The organism is Pseudomonas sp. DW-iso3, from assembly GCF_058725305.1.
This window is the reverse complement of sequence record NZ_JBZXDZ010000005.1, coordinates 283,766-299,910: the sequence shown is the minus strand read 5'-3', so window position 1 is coordinate 299,910 and position 16,145 is coordinate 283,766. Positions and strand designations below refer to the sequence as shown.

The following is a 16,145-nucleotide window of genomic DNA, read 5'->3' as shown; positions in this document are numbered from 1 at the left end:
GGGCCGGGTGGTGAAAACGCGCATGCTCGTGTCACTCCTGTGAATAAGACCGTTAGGGATCCATGCTAAGACCGCACTCGCTGCGCGGGGCTACTACCTTGGTACTGCCCCAGCGCTACTTTCTGCATATTTGCAGCGACGTTCAGGGTTCCTATGCTGGCGCTACCTGTCATGGAGTGCCTTATGCGCCAGCTCGCCCCCTACGCCGTGATCTGCCTGCTGGCAATCGCCTGGGCCGCCAACGGCCAGGCCGCTGAAGCGCCCTTGCAGGTGCAGATCGGCTACCTGGGTTATCGGCCCGATCCGGGCCCGCTGCTGTCGAACGTCATTCCCGAGCCTGCCGATGCCGGGCAGCGCGGCGCTGAACTGGCGATCCTCGACAGCAACAGCACCGGCGCCTTTCTCAACCAGCGCTATAGCCTGACGACCGCCACGGTAGACACCCCAGACGCCCTGCTCGCCGCCGCCCAAGCCCAGCATGCCCGAGGCCTGCGCCTGTTCGTGGTCAACGCGCCTGCCGCCAGCCTGCGCCAACTCAGCGCGGCGCTGCCCGACAGCCTGCTGTTCAATGCCGGCAGCCCGGATGACAGCCTGCGCAGCACCGCCTGCCTGGGCAACGTGCTGCATACGCTGCCCAGCCGCGCGATGCTCGCCGATGCGCTGGCGCAGTTCCTGGTCGTGCGCAAATGGCAGAAAGCGTTGTTGATCGTCGGCCCCACCGAGGATGACCAGGCCTACGCCGCCGCCCTGCGTCGCGCCGCCAAACGCTTCGGCGTGCAGTGGGTGGCGGAAAAGGCCTGGCGCTTCGACAACGACCAACGCCGCAGCGCCCAGGCGGATATGCCGCTGTTCACCCAGACCGCCGAATACGACGTGGTGTTGGTGGCCGACGAGCGCGGCGACTTCGGCGAGTACGTGCCCTACCAGACCTGGTACCCGCGCCCCGTCGCCGGCACTCAGGGCCTGACGCCCACCGGCTGGCACAAAACCGTCGAGACCTACGGCGCCGCCCAATTGCAGAAACGCTTCGAGGCCCTGGCCGGGCGCTGGATGAACGACCGCGACTTCGCCGCCTGGATGGCCGTGCGCAGCATCGCCAGTGCAGTGAGCAAGTTGCGCCAGGTCGAGCCCATGGCGATCCGTCAACTGGAAATCAGCGAGCAACTGCCCCTGGATGGTTTCAAGGGCCGCAAGCTCAGCTACCGCCCCTGGAACGGCCAACTGCGCCAACCGATTCCCATCGTGCAACCCCGCGCGCTGGTCAGCACCTCGCCCCAGGACGGCTTCCTGCACCCCACCAACGAAATGGACAGCCTGGGCTATGACAAACCCGAGGTGACCTGCCGCTTCCCTTGATCACCTACCCACAATAATAAGGACTCCGCCATGCGCCGCACCCTGCTCTCATGCGCCCTGCTGCTTGCCGCCGGGCACGCCGTGGCCAGTACCGCCTGGGTCTCCAACGAGAAAGACAACAGCCTGAGCCTGATCGACATGCAGACCCTGCAAGTCACCGACACCCTCAAGGTCGGCCAGCGTCCGCGAGGCTTGCTGCTGTCCCATGACAACAAGCTGCTGTACATCTGCGCCAGCGACTCGGACCGCGTGCAGGTGATGGACGTGGCCACGCGCAAGATCATCAAGGAACTGCCCTCCGGCAAAGACCCCGAGCAGTTCGCCCTGCACCCCAATAACCGTTGGCTGTATGTGTCCAACGAAGACGACGCGCTGGTCACCGTGATCGACACCGAGACCGCCAAGGTGCTCGGCCAGATCAACGTCGGCGTCGAACCCGAAGGCATGGCCGTGAGCCCCGATGGCAAGTGGGCGGTGAACACCAGCGAAACCACCAACATGCTGCACTGGATCGACACCAGCACCCAGACCCTGGCCGACAGCACCCTGGTGGACCAGCGCCCGCGCTTCGTCGAGTTCAACCACGATGGCTCGCAGCTGTGGGCCTCGGCGGAAATCGGCGGCACCGTGACCATCCTCGACGTAGCCAGCCGCGCGATCCTCAAGACCCTGACCTTCAGCATCAAGGGCGTGCACCCGGACAAAGTCCAGCCGGTCGGCATCAAGCTCAGCGCCGACGGCAAGTACGGCTTTGTGGCCCTCGGCCCGGCCAACCATGTGGCCGTGATCGACGCCAAGACCTTCGAGGTCCTCGACTACCTGTTGGTGGGCCGCCGCGTGTGGCAGATGGCATTTACCCCGGACGAGAAACAGTTGCTGGTCACCAACGGCGTGAGCGGCGATGTGTCGGTGATCGATGTGGACAGCCTCAAGGTGATCAAGTCGGTGAAGGTCGGGCGTTACCCGTGGGGCGTGGTGGTCACACCATGAACGCCCTGGAGGTGCGCGACGTGAGTTTCGCCTACGGCGCACGGCAGGCCTTGTGCGAGGTGAGTTTCAGCCTTGCACCGGGGCGCTTTGCGGCGCTGCTGGGGCCCAATGGCGCCGGCAAATCCACCTTGATCGCCCTGCTCACGCGGCTGTATGACCTGCAAAGCGGCGACATCCGCGTGGGCGGTCACTCCCTGCGTGAGGCACCGCGTGCGGCCCTCACCCAGCTGGGTGTGGTGTTCCAGCAAAGCACCCTGGACCTGGATCTGAGCGTGGAACAGAACCTGCGCTACCACGCCGCGCTGCATGGTTTATCGCGGCGCCAGACCGACCTGCGCGTAGCCGCCGAACTGGCACGCCAGGCCCTCACGGAACGGCGCCGCGAAAAAGTCCGCGAGCTCAACGGCGGACACCGGCGCCGGGTGGAAATCGCCCGGGCGTTGCTGCATGAGCCGCGCTTGCTGCTGTTGGATGAAGCCAGCGTCGGCCTCGACCCGGCCAGCCGCCTGGCGCTGAACCAGCACGTGCGCAGCCTGTGCCTCGAACACGGCATCAGCGTACTGTGGACCACCCACCTGCTCGACGAAGTGCAGGCCGACGATGCGTTGATGATTCTGCATCAGGGTCGTCTGGTGGCCCGTGGGCAAGTCGATGCCTTGATCGCGCAACAAGGCGGCGACCTCGGCAGTGTGTTCGCGCGTTTGACTCGCCCCACCACGACGGGAGCAGCGGCATGAACGCTTACTGGCAATGCCTGCGCGGCATCGTGCTGCGCGAGTGGCTGCGATTTGTGTTGCAGCGCACGCGGTTTCTCAGTGCGCTGGTGCGCCCATTGCTGTGGCTGCTGGTGTTCGCCGCCGGGTTCCGCGCCGCGTTGGGCATCTCGGTGATCGAACCCTACGACACCTACATCCCCTACGAGGTGTACATCATCCCGGGGCTGGCCTGCATGATCCTGCTGTTCAACGGCATGCAAGGCTCGCTGTCGATGGTCTACGACCGCGAGATGGGCAGCATGCGCGTGCTGCTGACCAGCCCGTTGCCGCGCACGTTTTTGCTGTGCAGCAAGCTGTTGGCCACCGCGCTGATTTCACTGTTGCAGGTGTATGGGTTCCTGGCGATTGCCTGGGTGTACGGCGTGCAACCACCGGCCATGGGGCTGTTGATCGCCCTGCCGGCGTTGCTGCTGGTGGCCTTGATGTTGAGCGCCCTGGGCCTGTTGCTGTCGAACGCGATTCGCCAACTGGAGAACTTTGCCGGGGTGATGAACTTCGTGATCTTCCCGCTGTTTTTCCTGTCTTCGGCGCTGTACCCGCTGTGGAAGATGCGCGACTCCAGTGAATGGCTGTACTGGCTGTGTGCGATCAACCCGTTTACCCACGCTGTGGAGCTGGTGCGCTTCGCCCTGTACGAACGCTTCGCCGGCCTGGCCTTGGCGGTGTGCCTGGGCTTGACCGTGCTGTTCGCGGTGTTGGCGGTGCTGACCTTCAATCCCCAGCATGCGGCGTTGCGCAAAAAGGGCTGACGGCGGCAAAAACTACTACTTTAGTACTGGTTTTCCTGTCTATCGTCGCATTCCCAAGGGCTCGGGACTCACGTGTAATGCGCGCATAACGATAAGGATCGCCCTGCCATGCTGTACGCCCGACTGCCTCTGTTGGCACTGCTGTGCCTGTTCGTCGCCAACGTCCAGGCTGACGCCCCTCTGTTTTCCGCCGACGGCTACCGCATCAGCCTGTACCGCAGCCCCACGCCCGACCACCTGCCCGGTGCCACGATTGTCGACACTGCGGCGCTGCAAACCCTGCTCAGCCAAACACCCGCGCCCGTGCTGATCGACGTGTACCGCCGCCAGTGGCTGCAAGGTCGCTTCATCGAAGACCAGCCCCACGCCAACCTGCCCGGCAGCCACTGGCTGGCCAATACGGGCGACGGCGACCTGACGCCGGAGTGGCAAAGCTATTTCGTGCGCCACCTGTATGCCTACAGCGGCGGCGACCTCAAGCGACCGTTGGTCTTCTATTGCCGCTCCGATTGCTGGCTGAGTTGGAACGCGGTAAAACGTGCCGCCAACCTCGGCTATACCTCTGTGTACTGGTATCGCGACGGACTGGATGCCTGGGAAGCGGCGAAGCTGCCGGTGACGGTCGCCCAACCCGAGCCATTTCAAACATCACAATAAGCAAGGTGAACGGCCATGTACAAAATCCTGATTGCCGACGATCACCCACTGTTTCGCGAAGCGATCCATAACGTCATCAGCGACGGCTTTCCCGGCAGCGAAGTGATGGAAACCGCCGACCTCGACAGCGCCCTTGCCTTGACCCAGGAACACGACGACCTCGACCTGATCCTCCTCGACCTGAACATGCCCGGCATGCACGGCCTCAATGGCCTGATCAACCTGCGCAACGAGGCGCCGACCATTCCGGTGGTGATCGTCTCGGCCGAGCAGGACAAGCAGGTCGTGCTGCAAGCCATCACCTATGGCGCCGTGGGCTTTATCACCAAATCCTCGCCGCGCCTGCAAATGACCGAGGCGATCCAGCAGATTCTCAACGGCAACGTGTACCTGCCGCCGGACATCATCCGCACCCAGAAGCCTGGCACCCACCGGCGCCTCAACGAAAACCCCGGCTTCGCCCCCGAACTGCTGCAAGCCCTGACGCGCAAGCAATTGCTGGTGCTGGAACGCATGACCAAGGGCGAGTCGAACAAACAGATCGCGTACACGCTGGAGATTGCCGAGACCACGGTAAAGGCCCACGTGTCGGCGATCCTGCGCAAATTGAATGTGCATAACCGGGTGCAGGCGATCCTCAGCGCCGGGGATATCGATTTCGGCTCTTACCTGCGCCGCTGACCCGTCTGACACAACACAATTCAAAGGTGGGAGGGGTCTTGCCCCCGATGGCGGTGCATCAGTCAGTTATGATGTCGACTGACCCACCGCTATCGGGCGCAAGCCCCCTCCCACATTTTGATCTCCATTTGTGGGTATTTCGCCGTTCATTTGCCGAGCAGGTGGCTCATGGCGGTCTTGAGTTTCATCGGGCGTACCGGCTTGTGCATCAGGGTGTGTCCCAACTCGCGGATCTGCTGCTTCAACTCATTGCTGTAGTTGGCGGTGATCATCAACGCCGGTATCGCGCGGCCGCGTCGTCCATTGATGCGGGCGACGGCGTCGACGCCGTTCTGGTCGTCGTCGAGGTGGTAATCGGCGATCAGCAAGTCGGCTTCGGCATGGTAGTTATCCACCTGCCGTGCCAGGTCTTGCTCCGACAACGCCGTGATCACCTGGCAGCCCCAGCCTTCCAGCAAGGTGCGCATGCCCGCGCAGATCGCCGCGTCGTTATCCAGCACCCACACCCGCGCGCCTTGCAGGCGTTCGAGCATCGGTTCGCTCATGGCCAGTATTGGCAGCGACTTGGGCGCCGTGGCGCTCAACGGCACCTCCACCGAGAACATTGAGCCTTTACCCGGCCAGGATTTGACGCTGATACGATGACCCAGGATCCCGGCAATCTTTTCCACAATCGCCAGCCCCAGGCCCAACCCCCGGTCCTGGTCGGGCCGCTGCACATCACCGCGCTTGAACTCCTGGAAAATCTCCTCCAACCGCTCCTCGGCGATGCCCATGCCGCTGTCCCACACCTGGATCAACAAACGCTGATGCTGGCGGCGACACCCCAGCACCACACGCCCGTTGTAGGTGTAGCGAATCGCATTGCTCAAAAGGTTGCGCAGAATCCGCGCCAGCAGCTGAATATCGCTGCGCACCAACGCCGAGCAGCCGACAAAATGCAGCGCCAGACCCTCGCTGCGGGCCAATTCGGTGTACTCGGCGGCCAGGTTGTCGAGCAGTTCACTCAGGGCAAACGGCGCGATGTCGGCCTTGATCACCCCGGCATCCAGCTTGGAAATATCCACCAGGGTGCCCAGCAGGTTTTCCACGTCTTCCAGGGAATTGCTCACGTTGCGCACCAACGTTTCGCTGGGCCGCTCCAGCAGCGCACTGGTAAACAGGCGCGCCGCATTCAAAGGTTGCAGCAGGTCATGGCTGACGGCGGCGAGGAATTTGGTTTTTGACAGGTTGGCCTGCTCGGCCTCCAGCTTGGCTTCACGCAGGCGCGCCTCCACACGGCGGCGCTCGTCGATCTCCTGCAATAACTGGTCGTTGAGCGCGGTCAGTTCCGAGGTGCGCTGGGCCACGCGTTGCTCCAGGTGCTGATAGGCCTGGTGCAGGGCTTCGGCGGTGCGACGGCGTTCGGTGATGTCGCGGATCAGCACGAAGATCCCCACCACTTCGCCGCTGGCCAGCGTATTCGGCACATAGGAGCGCAGCATGTAGCGCTCCTGATTATTGATGTTGGTCTCGGCGAATTCAAAGGTCACGCTCTCCCCCGCCAGGGCGCGGGCGACGTAGGCGTCCAGGCGCTGGCAGTGTTGCTCACTGTGGACCTCGCGCAGGCTCTGGCCGAGCATCATGCCGCGCGGCCAGCAATACCATTCTTCATAGACTTTGTTGGTGAACTCGTAGACCAGGTCGGCGTTCAGGTAGCCGATCAGGGCCGGGACGTTATCGGTGATCAGGCGAATCCAGCGTTCGCTTTCCTGGGCCTTTTGTGCCGCGACCTGTTCGCCGCGCAGGGTTTCGGCGCGCAGCCGGGCGTTGATCAGCAAGTGGTTGCTGGCCTTGAGTTCGGCCATCGCTTGGTTCAGCGCGTCGGTGCGTTCACGCACTTGCTCGGCCAGCACCACGGAATGCTGAAAGGTGGTGTAAGGGTTATTGCCCTGGGCCATGCCGGACTCGATGCGTTCGATCAGCGCGGCGTTGATCCGTGCCAGCTTGTGGTTGTCCTGTTGCAGCTGGGCAACCTGGGCGAGCAGTTCAGCGCCGACCTCGGGCAATGGCGACTCCAGTGAAGGTCTGGTTGATATGCATGCCATTGAACTGTTCTCCGTAGGTGTTGAAGCCCATCACCCGCTGGTCACGCAGGAAACCGCCGATCTGTTCCAGATTGTCGCTGTCTTCCAACTCCAGGCGGCGCAGGAAGCAGTCGCAGCCGATGGTCAACAGCAGGTCGCCAAGGCGCGCTTGCAAGCCGTCGAACAGGGTTTGCAGGTTCGGCAGGATCAGCCCGGGCTTCATCACGGTGAGGACGATGCCGTTTTCCACCGCGCAGTAGAAACTCAGGCTGAGGTCGTCGTGCACTTGCTGGATCGCCCGCACGTAGTACTGGTCGTGGATGCGTACCGCCAACGGATGCGCCGCGAAGACCCGGTGATCGAGGTCGGCCACTGCCACGCCGATATGCCGCGCGTATTCTTCGGCGGCCGGTTCGGCATTGAGCTCGAAGACCCGGCGCGACGGGCTGTCGGCGCCGGTGACCACCAGTTTTTCGCTGCGCGGCAGGATGTGGTGGGTGGTGAACACCTCGAAATCCAGCCAGGTATTGACCAGCACCACCACCGCCGCACCGCTGTGGAAAGCGCCGTTGAAATACACGTGGGTGTGGGTGAGGAAATTGTCGTCGCCGGCCGAACCGCCGAAATGCGGAATGTCGCCAAGCGCCGCGCTGAGGGCAGCGAGCACCACCTCTTCACGGCTGGACAAGCCATCGAGCAGGGTCAGGGCGAAGGTGTTGCCCTTGATCGGTGCCAGGGTATTGCTGCGGCAACCGCCGACGAGACGTTCGACCATCTGCTGGGCATCGATCAGGCTGAAGTGTTCCACCTGGTCGATCAGCTCCGTGGCGATGGAAAAGTGCGCGTGGTTAAAGCCCATTGCCGTCACGCAATTGCGGCCGTAGCCCTGGGGCGTGATCTCGCCGGCGCTGGTGCAGCCCACCACGCGCACGTTGCCGAAACACGCTTGCAGGGCCTGGCCCAGGGCCTGCAGGTCGTAGGACGCCGAGCAGAAAAACAGCACGAAGCCCAGGTACGGATGCAGCAGTTGCCGCGCCAACTCCTCGGCGGCCTGCCCGGCATCGGTGGCCTGGGACATGGCACTGACTACACCTTCACCGTTATGCATCGTTGCCTCCCCCTCTGAGGCATGAGTTTACGAAGAGCGAGGGTTGGGACCTATGCTACTTGGGTACTGGGTAGGGGGATGCGATGGGATGAGGGCGCTTGATCGTTCCCGCCGCGTAGGAACGATTACGTTCAAAGCAAGGCGCTGACCAGCATGCCGATAGCCACCACCACACACAGGCTGGCAAACCCCACCTGCAACGTGCGTGCGGCAACCACCGAGCACAGGCGCCGGCCGATCAGCATGCCGACGATACTCGCCGCGATAAATACCCAGCCAAGGGATTCGATGCGTACCCCGGCATGCAACGCGCCGGCCACGCCGATCAGCGAAATCAGGCTGATCACCATCAGCGACGTGGCGACGATGCCGCGCATCTGCACGTCGGTGAGTTGCTTGAACGCGGGTACGATCAAAAAGCCGCCGCCCACCCCGAGCAAACCCGAGACCGCCCCCGTCACCGCGCCCAGTGCGGCCAGGGTGGCGCTGCATTTGGCGGTCCAGGCCAAGCGCCCGGTCTGCTGGTTGAGCATGCAGTTCTTCTGCCCCCAGGACGCGCTGCCATGATCACTGGGTCCCGGCTGGTTTTTTTCGCGCTGCAACATGCGCCAGGCGACCAGCACCATCAACGCGCTGAACAAGCCCATCAACAGCGGTTCCGGCAATTGGTGGGCGACAAACACCCCCACCGGGGAGAACAGCGCGCCGAGCAACGCGATCAGCAACGCAGCACGATAACGCACCAGACCATGGCGCAAACCGTCGATCGCCCCCACCGCTGCCGCCGCACCGACGGCGAGCAACGACACCGGCGCCGCCTGGGTCATGCTCAAGCCAAGGCCCAGCACCAGCGCCGGCACCCCAAGGATGCCGCCGCCTGCGCCCGTCAACCCCATGACCACGCCCATCAATAATCCCAACACACTGGCCAGCAGCATTCAGTCCACCTTGCTCAGACGGGTCAACCACTCGCGGCCCTTGAGCATGCCATTCCAGTAGAACCATGGCAGCAGCGTGGCCTTGAGAAACCACATCGAGCGACGTGCCTGGGTCGGGTCCAGGGGGAAGGTCGGCAGTAACTTGCCGCCGTAGCCGAACTCGGCCAACACCACCTTGCCCTTCTCCACCGTCAATGGGCAGGAGCCGTAACCATCGTACTTGAGCGGCAGCGGCGCCTGTTTGCGCAGGGCCAGCAGGTTCTCGGCAACCACCACGATCTGCTTGCGTACCGCAGCGGCGGTCTTGGCGTTGGTGGTGCCGCACACGTCACCCAGGCCGAAGATGTGCGGGTAACGCAGGTGTTGCAGGCTGTGGGGGTTCACTTCGCACCAGCCGGCGGCGTCGGCCAAAGGGCTTTGGCGGATGAAATCCGGGGAGACTTGCGGTGGGACGACGTGCAGCAAGTCGAAGGATTTTTCTTCAATGCGAGCATTGCCTTCGACGTCCTTCACTTCGAACCAGGCCTTGCGTGCCGGGCCGTCGACTTTCACCAGGTTGGCATTGAACGCCAGGCGCGCGTTGTACTTCTCTACGTATTTCATCAACGGCGGCACGAACGTCGCCACGCCGAACAGCGCGGCGCCGGCCAGGTTGAATTCGACGTCGATGTTTTTCAGCACGCCCCGCTTGAGCCAGTGATCGCAGGACAGGTACATGGCTTTTTGCGGCGCGCCTGCGCATTTGATCGGCATGGCCGGCTGGGTGAAGATCGCCTTGCCGCCCTTGAGTTGCCGGACCAGTTGCCAGGTATAGGCGGCGTGTTGGTAGCTGTAGTTGGAGGTGACGCCATGCTTGCCGAGGGTGTCTTGCAGGCCTTCGATCTTCTCCCACGCCAGCCTCAGGCCGGGGCATACGATCAGGTGTTGCCAGCTGACGCGCTGGCCGCTGTCGAGGATCAGGGTCTGCTCGTCGGGCAGTATTTCGCTGACGGCGGCCTGCACCCAGGTAACGCCATTGGGCAATACATCAGCCAGCGGGCGGCGGGTTTTTTTCAGGTCGTAGGCGCCGCCACCCACCAAGGTCCACGCGGGCTGGTAGCAATGGTGGTCGCTCGGTTCGATCAGGATGATGTTCAGATTCGGGTCGCGCTTGAGCAGACTGGCCAGCAGGCCAATGCCTGCCGAGCCGCCGCCGATGACTACGATGTCGCCACTGATGGTCGGTCCCCAGTGTTGGTCGGTCATGGTCTATCGCCTTTGTCATACATGCACACAAGGGTCGCTGCCAGATGGCGTCACGCCCAGCTTTTTATGACCGCGCCGCAGTACAGCCCGGACAGGGTCTTCATGACTTGAATCACTTCGTGGCTGGCCAGCCCGTAGAAGATGTATTTACCTTCCCGACGGGTGGCGACCAACCCTTCGTCACGCAGGATGCCCAACTGTTGAGACAGCGTCGGCTGACGCACGCCGGTCAGGGCTTCGAGTTCGCCGACATTGCGCTCGCCCTGGGTCAGTTGGCACAGGATCAACAAGCGGTCCTCATTGGCCAGGGCCTTGAGCAAGGAACAGGCCTTGGACGCCGATGCGCGCAGCTGGGCGACTTCGCCCTCACTCAGAGTAGATTCCATTTGCTTCGGGTCCTTTTTGTCACTTAAGCTCGAAACATTATGTGAAAACATAAACTGATTGTAACTACTTTTTTCTTCACCCGGGACAAACGCCATGCCAGCGCTGATTCAAGCCTTTCTGGACGAGGCATCATCGACCTACACCTACGTCGTTTATGAAGGCGATGGCGGCCCCTGTGCCATCGTCGATTCGGTGCTCAACTACGACCCGGCCTCGGGGCGCACCGAGACCGTCCAGGCAGACAAGATCATTGCCTTTGTGCGCGAGCACAGCCTGCAGGTGCAATGGTTGCTGGAAACCCACGCCCACGCCGATCACTTGTCTGCCGCGCCTTACCTGCGCCGGACGCTGGGCGGCAAGATCGCCATCGGACAGTCGATCAGCAAAGTGCAGGGCGTGTTCAAGAACCTGTTCAACCTGGAGCCGGAGTTTCGCGTGGATGGCTCGCAGTTCGATCATCTGTTTGCGCCGGATGAGGTGTTCCACATCGGCACCCTCAAGGCCCAGGCCCTGCATGTGCCTGGGCATACCCCGGCGGACATGGCCTACCTGATCGATGGCCGACTGATTCTGGTGGGCGACACGCTGTTCATGCCGGATGTCGGCACGGCGCGCTGTGACTTTCCCGGAGGGGATGCGCGGCAGTTGTATGCGTCGATGCGCAAGTTGCTGGCCTTTCCATTGGAAACCGAACTGTACGTCTGCCACGACTACCCGCCCGACGGCCGTAAGGCAAAGTGCCGGACCACGGTGGCGGAGCAGCGCGCAGGAAATATCCATGTGCATGATGGCGTGGATGAAGCCACGTTTGTCGAGATGCGCACCCAGCGCGATGCCGGGCTGGGGATGCCGACGCTGTTGCTGCCGGCGATCCAGGTGAATGTGCGGGCGGGGAATATGCCGCCGGCTGAGGACAATGGGGTGGTGTACCTGAAGATCCCGATCAACCACCTCTAACCGAGGTTGATACCATTGGCCGGCAACGGCAGCGCAGTCTTGTAGCGCACCTGCTTCAACGCAAAGCTCGACCGGATGTTCGCCACCCCCGGTACCTTGGTCAAAAAGTCCATCATGAAACGCTCCAGCGACTGGATCGTCGGCACCAGCACCCGGATCAGATAGTCCGGGTCACCGGCCATCAGGTAGCACTCCATCACTTCGGGCCGGTCGGAGATCGCGCCTTCGAACTGCTGCAACGCCAACTCATTCTGTTTTTCCAGGCTGACGTGGATGAACACGTTGACGTGCAGCCCCAGCAAATCGGCGTCGAGCAGCGTGACCTGGTCACGGATCAAGCCCAGCTCCTCCATCGCTTTCACCCGATTGAAACACGGCGTGGGCGACAGGTTCACCGAGCGGGCCAGGTCGGCGTTGGTGATGCGGGCGTTCTCCTGCAGGGCGTTGAGAATGCCGATATCGGTACGGTCCAGTTTACGCATGAGACAAAATCACCTGTTTATTATGTTTATGCAGTTTTTTTATCCGCAAATGAGCGTGAGCGCAATGAAACACAGATAAATATTCTTCTACGCCCCGCCTATGATTGTTGTAGGACAAGATTTCTCCTATCCGGAGGCTGACTGTCAGCTAGCGCGCCCACTACAAGAAATTCACAAGATAGAGCGTAGAAAGCCATGACCCAGCAGTATGAACCACTGCGCCTGCACGTCCCTGAACCCTCGGGCCGCCCAGGCTGCAAGACCGACTTCACTTACCTGCGCCTGACCGACGCCGGTACCGTGCGCAAACCCGCCATCGACGTAGAACCCGCCGACACCGCCGACCTGGCCAAGGGCCTGATCCGCGTGCTCGACGACCAGGGCCAGGCCCTGGGGCCGTGGGCCGAAGGTATTTCCGTCGAAATCATGCGCAGAGGCATGCGCGCCATGCTCAAGACGCGGATCTTCGACAACCGCATGGTGGTCGCCCAGCGTCAGAAAAAAATGTCGTTCTATATGCAGAGCCTCGGCGAAGAAGCCATCGGCAGCGCCCAGGCCCTTGCCTTGAACATCGACGACATGTGTTTCCCCACCTACCGCCAGCAAAGCATCCTGATGGCCCGTGAAGTGCCACTGGTGGACCTGATCTGCCAACTGCTGTCCAACGAGCGAGATCCGCTCAAGGGCCGCCAGTTGCCAATCATGTATTCGGTCAAGGACGCCGGCTTCTTCACCATTTCCGGCAACCTCGCCACCCAATTCGTACAAGGCGTGGGCTGGGGCATGGCCTCGGCGATCAAGGGCGATACCAAGATCGCCTCCGCCTGGATCGGCGACGGCGCCACCGCCGAATCCGACTTCCACACCGCCCTCACCTTCGCCCACGTATACCGCGCGCCGGTGATCCTCAACGTGGTCAACAACCAGTGGGCGATCTCCACCTTCCAGGCGATTGCCGGCGGTGAAGCCACCACCTTCGCCGGACGCGGCGTCGGTTGCGGCATCGCCTCCCTGCGCGTGGACGGCAACGACTTCATTGCGGTGTACGCCGCTTCCGCCTGGGCTGCCGAGCGTGCGCGCCGCAACCTGGGGCCAACGCTGATCGAGTGGGTCACCTACCGCGCCGGGCCGCACTCCACGTCTGATGACCCTTCGAAATACCGCCCAGCCGACGACTGGAGCCACTTCCCCCTGGGCGACCCCATTGCCCGTCTCAAGCAGCACCTGATCAAGATGGGCCAGTGGTCCGAAGAGGAACACGCGGCGGTCAGTGCCGAACTTGAAGCCGAAGTGGTCAAGGCACAGAAAGAAGCCGAACAGTACGGCACCCTCGCCGGCGGCCAGATTCCAAGCGCCGCAACGATGTTCGAAGACGTCTACAAAGAGATGCCGGAGCATTTGAAGCGCCAGCGTCAAGAGTTGGGGATCTGACATGAACGATCACAACAACAGCATTGAAGTGGAAACCGCCATGACCACCACCACCATGACCATGATCCAGGCCCTGCGCTCGGCCATGGATGTGATGCTCGAACGCGACGACAACGTGGTGGTATTTGGCCAGGACGTCGGCTATTTCGGCGGAGTATTCCGGTGCACCGAAGGCTTGCAGACCAAATACGGCAGCTCTCGCGTGTTTGACGCGCCGATCTCCGAAAGCGGCATTGTCGGCGTGGCGGTGGGCATGGGCGCCTACGGCCTGCGCCCGGTGGCCGAGATCCAATTCGCCGACTATGTCTACCCTGCCACCGACCAGATCATCTCCGAAGCAGCGCGCCTGCGTTATCGCTCGGCCGGCCAGTTCACCGCGCCATTGACCATGCGCATGCCTTGCGGCGGCGGCATCTACGGCGGCCAGACCCACAGCCAGAGTATCGAAGCGGTGTTCACCCAGGTCTGCGGGCTGCGCACGGTCATGCCGTCGAACCCCTATGACGCCAAAGGCCTGTTGATTGCCTCCATCGAAAACGATGACCCGGTGATCTTCCTGGAGCCAAAACGCCTGTACAACGGCCCGTTCGATGGCCATCACGATCGTCCGGTGACCCCGTGGTCGAAACACCCGCAAGCCCAAGTGCCGGACGGCTACTACACCGTGCCACTGGACGTGGCCGCCATTGTGCGTCCGGGCTCGGCCGTGACGGTGCTGACCTACGGCACCACGGTGTATGTGTCGCAAGTCGCTGCCGAAGAGACCGGCATCGACGCCGAGGTCATCGACCTGCGCAGCTTGTGGCCGCTGGACCTGGAAACCATCGTCAAGTCGGTGAAAAAGACCGGCCGTTGCGTGGTGGTGCATGAAGCCACCCGCACCTGCGGCTTTGGTGCCGAGCTGGTGTCGCTGGTGCAAGAGCATTGCTTCCACCACCTGGAAGCGCCGATCGAACGCGTCACCGGTTGGGACACCCCCTATCCGCACGCGCAGGAGTGGGCGTATTTCCCAGGGCCGTCCCGAGTGGGCGCGGCGTTGAAACGGGTCATGGAGGTCTGAATGGGCACGCACGTTATCAAGATGCCGGACATTGGCGAAGGCATCGCAGAAGTTGAATTGTCGGTGTGGCATGTGAAGGTCGGCGACATGGTCGTCGAAGACCAGGTGCTGGCGGATGTGATGACCGACAAGGCAATGGTGGACATTCCCTCGCCGGTGCATGGCAAGGTCATTTCCCTCGGCGGCGAGCCAGGTGAAGTCATGGCCGTGGGCAGTATTTTGATCAGCATTGAAGTGGAAGGTGCGGGCAACGCCAAGGAAGCGCCGGCAGCGAAGGAGACGCCGAAAGCCGCACCAGTGGTTGAAGCCAAGCCTGCGCCGGTGGCGGTTGAAAGCAAACCAGCGCCGGTTGTCGCAACCCAGCCGCCTGTGGCGCGTGCCGCCGACGAACGCCCATTGGCCTCCCCCGCCGTGCGCAAGCACGCATTGGACGCCGGGATTCAACTGCGCCTGGTCCAGGGCTCCGGTCCGGCCGGGCGGATTCTGCATGAGGACCTCGACGCCTACCTGCAACAAGGCGCGTCAAAGCCTTCAACAGCCACCAATCCCTACGCCGAACGCAACACCGAAGAACAGATCCCCGTCATCGGCATGCGCCGCAAGATCGCACAGCGCATGCAGGACGCCACCCGTCGTGCCGCGCATTTCAGCTATGTAGAAGAGATCGACGTCACCGCCCTCGACGAGTTGCGCGTGCACCTCAACGAGAAGCACGGCGCCACGCGTGGCAAGTTGACCCTGCTGCCGTTTATCGTGCGCGCCATGGTGGTTGCACTGCGGGACTTCCCGCAGATCAATGCGCGTTACGACGATGAAGCCCAGGTGATCACCCGCCTTGGCGCGGTGCACGTAGGTGTCGCCACCCAAAGCGACGTAGGCCTGATGGTGCCGGTGGTGCGTCACGCCGAAGCTCGCAGCCTGTGGGGCAACGCCGAGGAAATCGCCCGCTTGGCCACTGCTGCGCGCAATGGCAAGGCCAGTCGCGATGAGCTGTCCGGTTCAACCATCACCCTGACCAGCCTGGGTGCCTTGGGCGGCATCGTCAGCACGCCGGTGCTGAACCTGCCGGAAGTGGCGATCGTGGGCGTCAACCGTATCGTCGAAAGGCCGATGGTGATCAAGGGTCAGATCGTGGTGCGCAAGATGATGAACCTCTCCAGTTCCTTCGATCACCGTGTAGTCGATGGCATGGACGCGGCGCAATTCATCCAGGCCATTCGCGGCCTGCTCGAACAACCCGCCAGCCTGTTCCTGGAGTAACG

The 16,145-nt window shown here is 62.5% G+C and carries 16 protein-coding genes; 10 read left to right on the top strand and 6 right to left on the bottom strand.

Going from position 1 to position 16,145, the window contains the following annotated elements:
• Positions 1–183: 183 nt before the first annotated feature.
• The 6 genes from AC4PS7_RS16490 to AC4PS7_RS16465 all read left to right on the top strand — a co-directional run bounded on the left by AC4PS7_RS16490 (position 184) and on the right by AC4PS7_RS16465 (position 5,209).
• The gene (locus AC4PS7_RS16490) at positions 184–1,356 is read left to right on the top strand and encodes an ABC transporter substrate-binding protein (RefSeq protein WP_492179621.1); all 1,173 of its coding nucleotides are present in this window, start codon (positions 184–186) and stop codon (positions 1,354–1,356) included.
• 30 nt (positions 1,357–1,386) lie between these two features.
• The gene (locus AC4PS7_RS16485) at positions 1,387–2,346 is read left to right on the top strand and encodes a YVTN family beta-propeller repeat protein (RefSeq protein WP_010209348.1); all 960 of its coding nucleotides are present in this window, start codon (positions 1,387–1,389) and stop codon (positions 2,344–2,346) included.
• Entirely contained in the window at positions 2,343–3,083 is a 741-nt protein-coding gene (locus AC4PS7_RS16480; protein WP_021492850.1) for an ABC transporter ATP-binding protein, read from the top strand. Before AC4PS7_RS16485 ends, AC4PS7_RS16480 begins: the two co-directional genes overlap by 4 nt.
• A complete protein-coding gene (locus AC4PS7_RS16475) occupies positions 3,080–3,871 on the top strand; it encodes an ABC transporter permease (RefSeq protein ID WP_021492851.1) in 792 nt (263 codons plus the stop codon). Before AC4PS7_RS16480 ends, AC4PS7_RS16475 begins: the two co-directional genes overlap by 4 nt.
• Positions 3,872–3,979: 108 nt before the next feature.
• Positions 3,980–4,528: a PQQ-dependent catabolism-associated CXXCW motif protein gene (locus tag AC4PS7_RS16470; RefSeq protein ID WP_021492852.1), complete on the top strand. Its 549-nt coding sequence runs from the start codon at positions 3,980–3,982 to the stop codon at positions 4,526–4,528.
• Positions 4,529–4,543: 15 nt separating this feature from the next.
• Positions 4,544–5,209: a response regulator transcription factor gene (locus AC4PS7_RS16465; protein ID WP_010209341.1), complete on the top strand. Its 666-nt coding sequence runs from the start codon at positions 4,544–4,546 to the stop codon at positions 5,207–5,209.
• Positions 5,210–5,355: 146 nt separating this feature from the next.
• On the opposite strand, the gene AC4PS7_RS16460 is transcribed toward AC4PS7_RS16465, so the two are convergent.
• The 5 genes from AC4PS7_RS16460 to AC4PS7_RS16440 form a co-directional block, all read right to left on the bottom strand.
• The gene (locus AC4PS7_RS16460) at positions 5,356–7,296 is read right to left on the bottom strand and encodes a PAS domain-containing hybrid sensor histidine kinase/response regulator (protein ID WP_042572084.1); all 1,941 of its coding nucleotides are present in this window, start codon (positions 7,294–7,296) and stop codon (positions 5,356–5,358) included.
• Complete coding sequence (gene nosP / locus AC4PS7_RS16455) at positions 7,238–8,383, bottom strand: nitric oxide-sensing protein NosP (RefSeq protein ID WP_044287404.1); 1,146 nt, start codon at positions 8,381–8,383, stop codon at positions 7,238–7,240. Before nosP ends, AC4PS7_RS16460 begins: the two co-directional genes overlap by 59 nt.
• 131 nt (positions 8,384–8,514) lie before the next feature.
• Entirely contained in the window at positions 8,515–9,321 is an 807-nt protein-coding gene (locus tag AC4PS7_RS16450; protein WP_042572083.1) for a sulfite exporter TauE/SafE family protein, read from the bottom strand.
• Positions 9,322–10,566 carry an NAD(P)/FAD-dependent oxidoreductase gene (locus AC4PS7_RS16445; protein WP_010209337.1) on the bottom strand — a complete coding sequence of 415 codons (1,245 nt, stop codon included), beginning with the start codon at positions 10,564–10,566 and terminating at the stop codon, positions 9,322–9,324.
• A 50-nt stretch (positions 10,567–10,616) separates the two neighbouring features.
• Entirely contained in the window at positions 10,617–10,952 is a 336-nt protein-coding gene (locus tag AC4PS7_RS16440; protein WP_005789341.1) for an ArsR/SmtB family transcription factor, read from the bottom strand.
• Between the two features lie 94 nt (positions 10,953–11,046).
• Between AC4PS7_RS16440 and AC4PS7_RS16435 the strand changes: the two genes are divergently transcribed.
• A complete protein-coding gene (locus tag AC4PS7_RS16435) occupies positions 11,047–11,910 on the top strand; it encodes an MBL fold metallo-hydrolase (protein ID WP_010209336.1) in 864 nt (287 codons plus the stop codon).
• Here AC4PS7_RS16435 and bkdR read toward each other — a convergent pair.
• On the bottom strand, positions 11,907–12,392 hold the full coding sequence (gene bkdR, locus AC4PS7_RS16430; RefSeq protein WP_010209335.1) for a Bkd operon transcriptional regulator BkdR: 486 nt from the start codon (positions 12,390–12,392) through the stop codon (positions 11,907–11,909). The two genes, AC4PS7_RS16435 and bkdR, sit on opposite strands and share 4 nt — an antisense overlap.
• Positions 12,393–12,587: 195 nt before the next feature.
• Here bkdR and AC4PS7_RS16425 point away from each other — a divergent pair, with 195 nt between their 5' ends.
• From AC4PS7_RS16425 to AC4PS7_RS16415, 3 genes are read left to right on the top strand one after another with little or no spacing between them, the layout of a single operon-like run.
• Entirely contained in the window at positions 12,588–13,823 is a 1,236-nt protein-coding gene (locus AC4PS7_RS16425; RefSeq protein WP_492179620.1) for a 3-methyl-2-oxobutanoate dehydrogenase (2-methylpropanoyl-transferring) subunit alpha, read from the top strand.
• A gap of 1 nt (position 13,824) precedes the next feature.
• Positions 13,825–14,883 (top strand): alpha-ketoacid dehydrogenase subunit beta, encoded by a 1,059-nt coding sequence (locus AC4PS7_RS16420; protein WP_010209333.1) that lies wholly within the window; start codon positions 13,825–13,827, stop codon positions 14,881–14,883.
• Complete coding sequence (locus tag AC4PS7_RS16415) at positions 14,884–16,143, top strand: dihydrolipoamide acetyltransferase family protein (protein WP_106119345.1); 1,260 nt, start codon at positions 14,884–14,886, stop codon at positions 16,141–16,143.
• Positions 16,144–16,145: the final 2 nt, after the last annotated feature.